Source organism: Ligilactobacillus murinus DSM 20452 = NBRC 14221, assembly GCF_001591685.1.
Taxonomy (GTDB): Bacteria; Bacillota; Bacilli; order Lactobacillales; family Lactobacillaceae; genus Ligilactobacillus; species Ligilactobacillus murinus.
Genome location: NZ_BCVJ01000020.1, coordinates 20,523 through 32,922 on the forward strand (window position 1 = coordinate 20,523; position 12,400 = coordinate 32,922).

A 12,400-nucleotide genomic window follows, 5' to 3' on the forward strand; every position below is an offset into this window, starting at 1 on the left:
TTTGATATAATTACAAGTATAAATTTGCAAAAAGGATAAAAAAATGAAACTTAGACAAGATGCAACATTACAACAAAAGCAACAAGGTAAGTTGATCATGACGCAAAAAATGCAACAATCGATCCAAATGCTCAAATTTAATGCTAGCGAACTTCACGACTATCTCTCACAGATCGAATTGGATAACCCTTTTGTAGCTGTTTCATTTAATGGTAGTTCAAGCGGACAGCCATTGCCAGATTTTGTGACACCGCCAAGCAAAACTAGCTCGCTTTTTGATTATTTACTCGATCAAGTCAATCTAACAATGCGAAAAACTGTTTTGCGTGATTGGGTCGTCTACTTTGTCCAAAATTTAGATCAAAATGGATATCTAAAGCTAGATACAAAAAAACTGGTCCGTGATAAAAAGATCGACCAAACAACACTTGATGATGCCTTGACCCTTTTGTGGCGCTTAGATCCTCCAGGAGTTGGTGCGCGTGATCTGCAAGAGTGTTTATTACTTCAGATCGAAAGTGAGCGGGGGCGCGATGATCTAGCTTATTGCGTGATCGCTGAGCATTTTGAACTCTTTACGCAAAGTAAATGGGAACAGATCGCTAAAAAAATGGCGATCGATCTAAAGCAGATGCAAGCGTTGATCGATTATCTAAAGACGTTGTCAGCTGCACCAGGTAAGGCTTACGATCAAAGTGAAACTGCCTATATCGCGCCAGATCTGATCGTTAAAAATATTAATGGTACCCTCCAAGCAGAATCAACTACTTTAGTCAAACCACGGATCATTTTCCGCAAAAGTTATTATGAAAGTTTAGTTGGTGAGCTCGATCAAAGCGTGTCTGACTATTTAAAAGAAAAAAAGAAGCAATATCAAACTTTAGTAGCCGAGTTGGCTCAAAGGCAAAGTACGATCGAGCGAGTTGGAGCCGAGATCTTAGCGCGTCAGCCAGAATTTTTTACGGCCCCAGATCATCCATTAAAACCGATGTTATTGCGTGATGTAGCCCAAAAATTACGGCTACACGAATCAACAGTTAGTCGGGCGGTGAATGGTAAGTATTTACAAACTGATTTTGGTATCTTTGAATTGCGGAGTTTCTTTTCCCAGGCGATCAATACTGATCAAGCTGGCAATGAAACTAGTGTTGATGAAGTATATAAAAAAATCCAGGCTTATATTGAAGCTGAAGATAAACATAAGCCACTTTCAGATCAAAAATTAGCAGAGCAGTTACAAAGTGATGGACTGAAAGTGTCCCGTAGAACAGTTGCCAAGTATCGTGAAAAATTAAATATCGCTTCTTCAAGTAAACGAAAAAGATTTTAAGTGACCAAACCAAATATTTTCTAAAAAACATGATCGTTCCTTGATTTACGGGCGATAATGGTATGTTTTGAAGTTAAAGTTCGTTAATTTATAAACGATTACACTTGTGAATTGCTAAAACTTCGGATAGTCGGTAGTGTGGCTAAGTGATTTTCGTTTTTTTTATTGAATTTTCGCGCTCAATACCTTGCAAAAGGGAAATATTGTTGTTATAATTTCATTGTGCTTGGGGGAGTGGGTCATCACGGTAGGATAATTTGTGATGATTTACTTAAGTGATCAGCTCAGCAATGAGTTGTTCCACCTCTGGACGTTTCATGTCCCACAGAAAGGGAGACGAAGATTATGCACCAAGAGATCGAGTGGATCGAGCGGATCGTTCCAGACGTGATCGATACCTTAAGTCAAAGATACGCAGTGCTAAAGCAGATTGCAACATTTGGACCAATAGGTAGACGTTCATTAGCCGAAGCCTTGGGCATGAGCGAACGGATCCTACGGAGTGAGGCAGATTGCCTAAAACGACAAGAACTCGTCGCAGCAACTAAGTCTGGGATGGTCTTGACAGATAAGGGTAAAGAAGTTATTCAGGGGTTAGCAAGTTTTATCGATCAATTATTAGATCTTAAGCAATTGGAATTGCGTTTGAGTCAAAAGCTTGGGATCGAGAACTGTTTGGTCGTTGCTGGTGACAGCGATGATCAGTTGCAGGTAGTTGATGAGATGGGAAAACTTGTTACCAACACATTAAAGACGTTATTGCCCCATGGTCGTAATATTATAGCGGCTATGGGTGGGACGACAATGGCGCAGATCGCTGCCTGTTTGACTCCTGATATTGGTCTTCAACGTGAGCTTCTCTTTGTGCCTGCACGAGGAGGACTAGGTGAACGGATGGAGATCCAGGCAAATAACGTGTGTGCTCGGATGGCTCGACGGACTGGTGGAAAAAGCCGTTCGCTCTATGTGCCCGAGCAAGTAAGCGAGAGTACGTATCGTCCATTGTTAAAAGAACCTGCTGTTCAAGAGGTCGTCAATTTGATCGGTCAAAGTAATGCTGTGATCCACAGCATCGGAACAGCAATGCATATGGCACATCGACGTTCGATGGCGCCAGAAGTGATCGCAATGCTAAATAAGAAAAAAGCGGTCGGTGAAGCATTTGGTTACTTTTTTGATGAAAAAGGGCAGATCGTGTATCGGATCTCACGTATCGGGATCCAGTTAGAAGACCTCGCTTCTATGAAATGTGTAATTGCCGTCGCTGGTGGCACTTCAAAAGCTAAAGCGATCGTCTCTTACATGAAACACGCTCCTAAACAAACATGTCTGATCACAGACGAAGGAGCAGCAAAAGCGATTTTAAAAGAGTAGTGTTTTGAACATTACTTTTTAAAATAAATTTTTATTTCCTAAAGGAGGAAATTGTAGTATGACTACTAAAGTAGGTATTAATGGTTTTGGTCGTATCGGCCGTTTAGCATTCCGTCGTATTGCTGAAACATCAAAAGACTTGGAAATCGTTGCTATCAACGACTTGACATCTCCAGCAATGTTGGCTCACTTGTTGAAATATGACACAGCTCACGGTCAATTTGAAGGTGAAGTTTCCGCAACAGAAAACGCACTTATCGTTAATGGTAAGGAAATTCCTGTTTACGCAGAAGCAGATGCACGCAACATTCCTTGGGTTAAAAACGATGGTGTAGAATTGGTTCTTGAATCAACAGGTTTCTACACATCTCCAGAAAAGGCACAAGCACACGTAGAAGCAGGTGCTAAGAAAGTTCTTGTTTCAGCTCCAGCTGGCAAGATGAAGACGATCGTTTACGGTGTTAACGATGATACATTGACACCAGAAGACCAAATCGTTTCTGCTGCTTCATGTACAACAAACTGCTTGGCACCACTTGCTAAAGCTGTTAACGATGCATTTGGCATCAAAGCTGGTACAATGACAACAATCCACGCTTACACAGCTACACAAAAATTACAAGATGGTCCAGATCGCGGTGGTAACGTACGTAACGCACGTGCTGCAGCTCAAAACACAATTCCTCACTCAACAGGTGCTGCTAAAGCTATCGGCTTAGTTGTTCCAGAATTGAACGGCAAGTTAGACGGTCATGCACAACGTGTTCCTGTTATCACAGGTTCATTAACAGAATTAGTTGCAACTCTTGACAAAGAAGTTACAGCTGAAGAAGTTAACGAAGCAGTTAAGAAAGTTACAGAAAACAACCCATCATTTGGTTACAATGCTGACGGTATCGTTTCTTCAGATATCATCGGTACATCATTTGGTTCAATCTTCGACCCAACACAAACACAAGTTGTTGGTGAAGGCGATGCACAAGTTGTTAAGACTGTTGCATGGTACGACAACGAAGCTGGCTTTACAGCACAAATGATCCGTACATTAGAAAAATTTGCAAGCATGCTTTAAGATTTAGCTAAACGCTAATTTTAACTTGTTATGCAGGTTATGAGGCGGGGGGAGGCAGACTCCTCCCGCCTTTTATTTTTAACAAATCATGGAGGCTTACTTATGTCTAAACTTATTGTTTCAGATTTAAAAGATCTTAAAGGTAAAAAAGTTTTAGTTCGTGTTGACTTTAATGTTCCTATCAAAGACGGCGTTATCGGTGATGATAACCGTATGGTAGCTGCATTGCCAACTATCAAATACATCACAGATCAAGGTGGCAAGGCTATTTTGTTCTCACACCTTGGCCGTATCAAGACTGAAGAAGACAAAGAAAAGTTGTCTTTACGTCCAGTTGCAGAACACTTAGCTGATCTTTTGAACAAGAAAGTTACTTTTGTACCAGCTACACGTGGTGAACAATTAGAAAAAGCTATTGCCGAAATGGAAGATGGCGATGTTTTAGTTGTTGAAAATACACGTTTTGAAGACTTAGACGGTAAGAAAGAATCTGGCAACGATCCAGAACTTGGCAAGTACTGGGCATCACTTGGCGATGTATTCGTTAACGATGCATTCGGTACAGCACACCGTTCACATGCTTCTAACGTTGGTATCGCAAGCAACATGAAACAAGCAGCAGCTGGTTTCTTATTAGAAAAAGAGATCAAGTTCTTAGGTGAAGCTGTTGACAACCCAGTACATCCATTCGTTGCTATCTTAGGTGGTGCTAAGGTTTCTGATAAGATCGGTGTTATCGAACACTTACTTGATAAAGCTGACAAGATCATCGTTGGTGGTGGTATGACATACACATTCTACGCTGCTAAAGGTATCAAGATCGGTAACTCCTTAGTTGAAGAAGATAAGATCGAATTGGCTAAAGAATTGCTTGAAAAAGCTGGCGACAAGATCGTCTTACCAGTTGATAACGTATGTGCACCTGAATTCAACAATGATGCACCTGCAAAAGTATTTGAAGGTGATATTCCTGATGGCTATATGGCACTTGATATCGGACCAAAATCTGTTGAATTGTTCAAGAGCGTTTTAAAAGATGCTAAGACAGTTGTTTGGAACGGACCTATGGGTGTATTTGAAATGCCTAACTTCGCTAAGGGTACACTTGGCGTTGGTGAATTCTTAGGCACATTGACAGATGCAACTACGATCGTTGGTGGTGGTGACTCAACTGCTGCTGTTAAGAAATTAGGTATCGCAGACAAGTTGACACACATCTCTACTGGTGGTGGTGCATCTCTTGAATATCTTGAAGGTAAGACACTTCCTGGGATTGCTGCCGTTTCTGACAAGTAATAACCATTGATCAATTGCTGACAGGGGTAATGTTTTTGCCCCTGCCAGTTTGTTTAAACAATTTTCTTTGAAAGGATGATTTTCGTGCGTACACCAATTATTGCAGGTAACTGGAAAATGAACATGAATCCAGAACAAACTGCTGAATTTGTAAAAGCCGTTAAAGATAAATTACCAAAGGCAACAGAAGTAGAATCTGTTATTGCCGCTCCAGCTGTTGATCTTCCAGCATTGTTAGAAAATGCTAAAGGTTCAGAATTAAAAGTAGCTGCTGAAAACTGCTACTTTGAAGATGAAGGTGCCTTTACAGGTGAAACTTCACCTAAAGTTTTAAAAGAAATGGGCGTTGACTATGTGATCATCGGTCACTCCGAACGTCGCGACTACTTCCATGAAACAGACGAAGACATCAATAAAAAAGCACATGCTATCTTTAACAATGGCATGACACCTATCGTTTGCTGTGGTGAATCTTTAGAAACTCGTGAAGCTGGCAAGGCTGAAGAATGGGTCGAAGCACAAGTTAAGGCTGCGCTTAAAGACTTAACGGCAGAACAAGTTTCAAACCTTGTGATCGCCTATGAACCTATCTGGGCTATCGGTACAGGTAAGACAGCTACATCTGACCAAGCAGAAGAGATCTGTGCAGTTGTAAGAAAGACTGTTGCTGACTTATACGACCAAGACGTTGCTGATAAAGTTCGCATCCAATACGGTGGTTCTGTAAAACCAGCTAACGTTAAAGAATTAATGGCTAAGCCAAACATCGATGGTGGCTTAGTTGGTGGGGCTTCATTAGTTCCTGAATCATATCTAGAATTGGTTAATTTTAACGACTAGATTAATTTTTGCTTGAACCTTCATGAAATGGATTGAAAGTTTAGGCCAAAACCATTAAAATAATTGATGAGGACAATATTTCTCAAAGTCAATCAAACTAAAAGGAGAGTAATATTTTATGTCTGCAATTACAGAAATTTATGCTCGCGAAGTCTTAGACTCACGCGGCAACCCAACAGTTGAAGCTGAAGTTTACACAGAAGATGGCGGTTTTGGTCGCGGTATCGTGCCTTCCGGTGCTTCTACAGGTGAACACGAAGCTGTTGAATTGCGTGACGGCGACAAGTCACGTTACATGGGCAAAGGTGTTACAAAAGCTGTTGCTAATGTAAATGACATTATCGCAAAAGAAATCGTTGGCTACGAAGTAACAGACCAAATCGCTATTGACAAAGCTATGATCGCTTTGGATGGTACACCAAACAAAGGTAAACTTGGTGCTAACGCTATCTTGGCTGTTTCCATCGCTGTTGCCCGTGCAGCTGCTGATGAATTACAAGTGCCATTGTACAACTACATGGGTGGTACAAATGCACACTTATTGCCAACACCAATGATGAACGTTATCAACGGTGGTGCACACTCAGATAACAAGGTTGACTTCCAAGAATTCATGATCATGCCTGTTGGTGCTTCTTCTATCAAGGAAGCTGTTCGTATGGGTTCTGAAACATTCCACAACTTGCAAAAACTTCTTGCAGCTGATGGCAAAGTAACTTCTGTTGGTGATGAAGGTGGTTTTGCACCTGACTTCGCAAACAACGAAGAACCATTACAATACTTGATCAAAGCTATCGAAGCAGCTGGTTACAAGCCAGGTAAAGATATCTCTATCGCTATCGACGTTGCTTCTTCTGAACTTTGGGATGGTGAAACTGGCAAGTACAAACTTCGCTGGTCAACAGGTGAAGAATTCACAACAGCTGAATTCATCAAATATCTTGAAGGTTTAGTTGCTAAATACCCAATCATCTCGATCGAAGATCCTATCGATGAAAACAACTGGGATGACTGGAAAGAAATCACAGCTGAACTTGGCAAGAAGGTTCAATTGGTTGGTGACGACTTCTTCGTTACAAATACACAATACTTAGCTAAGGGTATCCGTATGGGTTGTGCAAACTCCATCTTGATCAAAGTTAACCAAATCGGTACTTTGACAGAAACTTTCGAAGCTATTGAAATGGCTAAGGAAGCTGGTTACACAGCTATCGTTTCCCACCGTTCTGGTGAAACAGAAGATACAACAATCGCTGACTTGGTCGTTGCTACAAACGCTGGCCAAATCAAGACAGGTTCAATGAGCCGTACAGACCGTATCGCTAAGTACAACCAATTAATGCGTATCGAAGATCAATTGACAAGCGGTGTTGCTCAATACAAGGGTATCAACTCTTTCTACAACTTGAGTGAACAAGCACGTCAAGCAATCGAAGAAAAATAATTAGTTGATTGACTTAACAATCTAGTAGTATAGCTACTACAAAAAGAGACCTGTTATAGGTCTCTTTTTGTTTTTACATAATTTTTATAAGGGGTATTGTCGGTAAGATAATAATAGGAGAAAAATGAAAAAAATTCAGGAATTTAGATTTAAAAATTTAAACTATATTCGTTTTCGCTTTATCATGCAGGGGGCCTTTGTTGGGGTAGTTGCTGGTCTTGTTGTTAGTTTCTTTCGCTTGGTGATCGAAAAATTACTCACAGTGATGCAGACACTTTATCCAAAACTACTAGAGATACCGCTACTTTGGCCACTTGTGATCGGATATTTAATGTTGGTCTTATTGGTAAATGCACATTTTTTGGCTAAAGAGCCTAATATCAGTGGTTCGGGGATCCCGCAAGTTGAAGGTCAGTTAGCTGGTCTACTAGAAGTGAAATGGTGGTCAGTTCTATGGCGAAAATGGATCGGTGGGGTCTTGGCGATCGGTTCAGGTTTGTTTTTAGGGCGTGAAGGCCCTTCGATCCAATTAGGAGCAATGGTAGGGCAAGGAGTTGCTAAAGGCCTACACCTGTCTAAGACAAAAGAACGTTGTTTATTAGCTGGGGGAGCGGCAGCTGGATTAGCAGCCGCATTTAATGCTCCGATCGCAGCTTCATTATTTGTAGTTGAGGAGATCTATCATAATTTTTCACCTTTTGTGTGGACGACATCCTTAGCAGCTGCAGTTACAGCTAATTTTGTTTCTTTGAGTTTTTTTGGATTACGACCGGTCTTATATCTACCACATGATCAGAGTTTTCCTCCAAAAAGTTATGGCTTATTGCTTATTTTAGGGGTGATCTTAGGTCTTTTAGGTCTGCTATATGAGTTTTTGACACTAAATAGTAGCTATTTATATCAAAAAATAAAGTGGTTAACACCACGTTTTTATAGTCTGCTCCCCCTAAGTATAGTCGTATTTATCGGAATGTTTTGGCCTAAAGTTTTAGGTGGGGGCAATAAATTGATCACGAGTCTACCAGTGTTACATTTATCTTTATTGGGATTATTAGGACTATTTTTACTACGATTAGTTTTTTCTACGCTTTCTTATGGTTCGAGTTTACCCGGTGGGATCTTTTTACCGATCTTGACATTAGGTGCACTTTTAGGAGCAATCTATTGGAAAATTTTAGCTGGTATCGGTTTGGTGACTCCAGCACTTTTGACTAATTGTATCGTTTATGCAATGGCAGGGTATTTTGCCGGAATAAGTAAGGCACCTTTTACTGCGATCTTATTGGTCACCGAGATGGTTGGATCGCTTGAACATCTTATGCCGTTAGCATTGGTGACTTTAAGTGCTTATGCCGTATGTGATATTTTACATGGACGGCCTATTTATGAAGCAATGCTGGATAATCTGGCCGCACATACCGCTAAAGTTTCGCTCTTATCGACTGAACAACATGAACAATTCGAATTTCCGATCTTTGTAGGATCTAATTTACAGGATAGAATGATAAAAGATATCAAATGGCCTAAAGAATGTCTGCTATTAGTGATCAGAAGAGGAGAAAAAGAGATCTTACCACATGGTGAAACAGTGCTTAAAGCGGGCGACACTTTGGTTCTTTTGACCATACCTAAAAATCGGCGCTCAGTTCAATTAAATTTGAATAAATTATCCAAGCTACCACCGGATTAAGGATAATTGTCACTGGAAAAATTTTAGTAAGTATGCTAAATTATAATAGATATAGTTTACCATAGCGGGTAAGGAGGTAAATTTGAATTGTACAATATACTTTTAACACTTTTATTGATCGTGTCAGTGTTGATCATTATTGCTGTTTTAATGCAACCAGCTAAGACCGATAATGCATCTTCAGCTTTATCTGGAGGAGCTACCGAATTATTTAGTAAGCAAAAGCCACGTGGATTTGAAGCGTTTATGCAAAAGGTCACTGCCTTTTTAGGGGTCGTGTTCTTTGCGTTATCTTTAGCTTTAGTATACATCTCGGCACACTAGCTTTATATTTAAAGCCTCCTGCATAATGATCACAGGGGGCTTTTTTAGAGTAAAGCAATAACAGTGAAGATCAAGTATTTCGAAATGATGAGGATTTAAATGGAAAAAGAAAAGATAAAAGAAGCATTAATAGGTTACTTTGAAGCAGAACCTGAAGAGAAATTTACTGTTCAAGAGCTAGCCGACAAGTTAAAAATGAATAAGGCTGGGCAATTTAATTTTGTCGTTCAAGCTGTAGCTCAACTTGAACATGATAAAGTCATTACTTTGGATGATGAAGGCAATTTTAGTCTTGTTCGGTATGAAAGCGCCCCTAAATTCCCGGGGATCTTTCATGCAAATGACCGAGGTTTTGGTTTTGTGACGGTCGATCCTGAAGAACCAGACTATTTTATCAATCCAACACAGACTTTTTCAGCATTAAATGGTGATGAGGTCGAAGTTGAAATGATCGCAGCAGGTGATCCAACGATCGGTAAGAGGCCTGAAGGAAAGATCACTAAGATCATTCAACGGAATTTGACACAAGTCGTGGGTGAATTTAAACCTTTGGAAGGTGAAAATCTACCTAATGGGATCATTGGGAGCGTTCATCTACGTGATAAGAAACTTTCAAATTATCGTTTTTTAGTTGAAGATACTGGTCTACATCCAGTTGCTGGCGAGATCGTATTAGCTGATATTACGACTTATCCAAGTCCTGAACTTCCAGGGATCATTAAGGGGATCGCAACTAAGGTGATCGGAAATGTCAATGATCCAGGGATCGATATTTTACAGATCGTATATCAACATGATATCCCACACCAATTTCCAGAAGATGTGATGCAGCAAGTGGCTAAGATCCCTGATCATGTGACTCCAGAACAAAAGATCGGACGTCGCGATCTAACAAGTGAACCAATGGTAACGATCGATAGTATCGAGTCAAAAGACCTAGATGATGCTGTCAGCGTTCGAAAATTAGCCAATGGCAACTATCATTTAGGAGTCCACATTGCGGATGTATCTCATTATGTGACGCCTAATACCCCATTAGACCGAGAAGCTTTTGAGCGTGGGACATCAGTCTATTTGACGGATCGCGTTATCCCAATGATCCCAGCTAAATTATCTAATGGGATCTGTTCATTGAATCCTCAAGTTGAACGACTAGCTTTGACCTGTGAGATGCAGATCGATCCGCAAGGTGAAGTAGTTTCACACGAAATCTTTCCAAGTGTGATCAAAACGACGGAACGGATGACTTATAAAGCGATCAATAAGATCTTAGAATCAGATGATCAAAAAGAAAAAGAACGTTATCATGACCTAGTGCCGATGTTTGAAGAGATGGCAGAACTACACAAGATCCTTTTAAAAATGCGCAAGCGTCGTGGTGCGATCGAATTTGAAGATACTGAAGCTAAGATCATTGTAGATGAAAAAGGGCATGCGATCGATATCCAATTACGTGAACGTGGTACAAGTGAGCGCATGGTCGAATCATTTATGTTAGCCGCAAATGAAACAGTGGCAGCACACTATAAGAATTTACATGTTCCGTTTATTTATCGGATCCATGAGACACCAAAAGAAGAAAAGATCAAGTCTTTCTTTGAGATGTTATCTGGTTTAGGTGTCGAAGTAACTGGGAAAGTGACGGACATCAAACCTAAAATGTTACAAAAGATCTTAAAAAAAGTTGCTGGTAAACCTGAAGAACCCATGGTCTCAGTGATGTTGCTCCGTTCGATGCAACAAGCCAAATATTCACCAGAACCTTTGGGACATTTTGGTTTAGCGGCTAAAGATTATACTCATTTTACTTCTCCGATCAGACGTTACCCTGACTTAATGGCTCATCGAATGATCCATTATTACGCTGAAAATGGGCTTGGTGAAGCTAGTCAAGCTAAATTCCAAGCAGAATTACCAGAAGTTAGCCAACACAGTTCACAAGCTGAACGGCGAGCGATCGATGCTGAGCGTGATACTGATGCAATGAAGAAAGCTGAATATATGGCTGATCATGTCGGTGAAGAATTTGATGCAGTTGTAAGCTCAGTGACTAAATTTGGGATGTTCGTTGAACTACCAAATACGGTCGAAGGCTTGATCCATATCAGTGAGATCAACGATGATTACTATGTTTTTGTTGAAAAGCAAATGGCTTTAGTCGGGCGCAAGACAAAGCAGACCTATCGTATCGGACAACCGATCCGAGTGAAGTTAGTCAATGTCAATGCCGAACAAAAAGAGATCGATTTTAAACTTTTGAGTTTAGGTGAGGCACCAAAAACTGATCTACTAGAAGGTGTTGAATTACCTGAAATGCCACCAAGAAAGAAATTTGATCGTAAAAGTGGTGATAAACGTGGTAAGCGTCCCTTCAAACGACAAAACAACAATAACCGTCGTGACTATAAACGTGATAAACCTCGTTTGGGTGACCGAAATGGTGGAGGACGTAAACCATTTTATAAAAAACGGCGTGAACAAAAGAAGTAACGTCAAAAAAGGAATGAGATAAATGGTAAAAAAAGCGCAACATGAACGTCCCTTAGCGCAAAATCGTAAAGCAAGCCATGACTACTATATCTTAGATACGCTTGAAGCAGGGATCGCTTTGACAGGAACTGAGATCAAATCGGTGCGAGCAGGACGCCTCAATTTAAAAGATGGTTTTGCTCAGATCAAAAATGGTGAAGCTTGGTTGATGAATGTTCATATTTCAGAATATACTCAGGGAAATCGATTCAATCATGATCCGTTGCGAAATCGTAAACTGCTTTTACATCGAAAGCAGATCATTAAATTAGCAGATGAAACAAGTGGTAAAGGGATCACGCTCGTACCTTTGAAGGTTTACTTAAAAAATGGTTTTGCCAAAGTTTTACTCGGGGTCGCCCAAGGAAAGCATAATTACGATAAACGTGAGACGATCAAACGTCGTGATCAAGAACGCGAGATCAGACGAACATTAAAAAATTATAGTTAAAAAGTATCAGTATCCTTATTACAGGATACTGATACTTTTTTTATGACCTG

At 40.3% G+C, this 12,400-nt stretch carries 10 protein-coding genes; all 10 read left to right on the forward strand.

Annotation, left to right across the window (positions count from 1 at the left end; translation table 11 throughout):
* Window positions 1-43: 43 nt before the first annotated feature.
* The 10 genes from rpoN to smpB all read left to right on the forward strand — a co-directional run bounded on the left by rpoN (window position 44) and on the right by smpB (window position 12,350).
* The gene (gene rpoN / locus LMU01S_RS05345; protein WP_056958049.1) at window positions 44-1,330 is read left to right on the forward strand and encodes an RNA polymerase factor sigma-54; all 1,287 of its coding nucleotides are present in this window, start codon (window positions 44-46) and stop codon (window positions 1,328-1,330) included.
* 345 nt (window positions 1,331-1,675) lie between these two features.
* Window positions 1,676-2,704, forward strand: a complete 1,029-nt coding sequence (locus LMU01S_RS05350) for a sugar-binding transcriptional regulator (protein ID WP_056958047.1) — start codon at window positions 1,676-1,678, stop codon at window positions 2,702-2,704.
* 58 nt (window positions 2,705-2,762) lie between these two features.
* Window positions 2,763-3,776, forward strand: coding sequence for a type I glyceraldehyde-3-phosphate dehydrogenase (gap, locus tag LMU01S_RS05355; protein ID WP_010689278.1), 1,014 nt, complete (start codon window positions 2,763-2,765; stop codon window positions 3,774-3,776).
* A 102-nt stretch (window positions 3,777-3,878) separates the two neighbouring features.
* Window positions 3,879-5,072 (forward strand): phosphoglycerate kinase, encoded by a 1,194-nt coding sequence (locus LMU01S_RS05360; protein ID WP_056958045.1) that lies wholly within the window; start codon window positions 3,879-3,881, stop codon window positions 5,070-5,072.
* 84 nt (window positions 5,073-5,156) lie between these two features.
* Window positions 5,157-5,912 (forward strand): triose-phosphate isomerase, encoded by a 756-nt coding sequence (gene tpiA, locus LMU01S_RS05365; RefSeq protein ID WP_029507338.1) that lies wholly within the window; start codon window positions 5,157-5,159, stop codon window positions 5,910-5,912.
* 118 nt (window positions 5,913-6,030) lie between these two features.
* Entirely contained in the window at window positions 6,031-7,356 is a 1,326-nt protein-coding gene (gene eno, locus LMU01S_RS05370; RefSeq protein WP_056958043.1) for a phosphopyruvate hydratase, read from the forward strand.
* A 124-nt stretch (window positions 7,357-7,480) separates the two neighbouring features.
* Entirely contained in the window at window positions 7,481-9,046 is a 1,566-nt protein-coding gene (locus LMU01S_RS05375; protein WP_056958041.1) for a ClC family H(+)/Cl(-) exchange transporter, read from the forward strand.
* An 87-nt stretch (window positions 9,047-9,133) separates the two neighbouring features.
* Window positions 9,134-9,370 (forward strand): preprotein translocase subunit SecG, encoded by a 237-nt coding sequence (secG, locus tag LMU01S_RS05380; RefSeq protein ID WP_004048247.1) that lies wholly within the window; start codon window positions 9,134-9,136, stop codon window positions 9,368-9,370.
* Between the two features lie 99 nt (window positions 9,371-9,469).
* Window positions 9,470-11,860: a ribonuclease R gene (gene rnr, locus LMU01S_RS05385; RefSeq protein WP_056958039.1), complete on the forward strand. Its 2,391-nt coding sequence runs from the start codon at window positions 9,470-9,472 to the stop codon at window positions 11,858-11,860.
* A gap of 22 nt (window positions 11,861-11,882) precedes the next feature.
* A complete protein-coding gene (smpB, locus tag LMU01S_RS05390) occupies window positions 11,883-12,350 on the forward strand; it encodes an SsrA-binding protein SmpB (protein ID WP_056958037.1) in 468 nt (155 codons plus the stop codon).
* The last annotated feature ends 50 nt before the right edge of the window (window positions 12,351-12,400 follow it).

Bases quoted from the DNA above. Each gene is read 5' to 3' on its own strand.
- eno (WP_056958043.1), top strand. From the start codon at position 6,031: ATGTCTGCAATTACAGAAATTTATGCTCGCGAAGTCTTAGACTCACGC.
- rpoN (WP_056958049.1), top strand. From the start codon at position 44: ATGAAACTTAGACAAGATGCAACATTACAACAAAAGCAACAAGGTAAG.
- LMU01S_RS05375 (WP_056958041.1), top strand. From the start codon at position 7,481: ATGAAAAAAATTCAGGAATTTAGATTTAAAAATTTAAACTATATTCGT.
- LMU01S_RS05360 (WP_056958045.1), top strand. From the start codon at position 3,879: ATGTCTAAACTTATTGTTTCAGATTTAAAAGATCTTAAAGGTAAAAAA.
- rnr (WP_056958039.1), top strand. From the start codon at position 9,470: ATGGAAAAAGAAAAGATAAAAGAAGCATTAATAGGTTACTTTGAAGCA.
- smpB (WP_056958037.1), top strand. From the start codon at position 11,883: ATGGTAAAAAAAGCGCAACATGAACGTCCCTTAGCGCAAAATCGTAAA.
- LMU01S_RS05350 (WP_056958047.1), top strand. From the start codon at position 1,676: ATGCACCAAGAGATCGAGTGGATCGAGCGGATCGTTCCAGACGTGATC.
- gap (WP_010689278.1), top strand. From the start codon at position 2,763: ATGACTACTAAAGTAGGTATTAATGGTTTTGGTCGTATCGGCCGTTTA.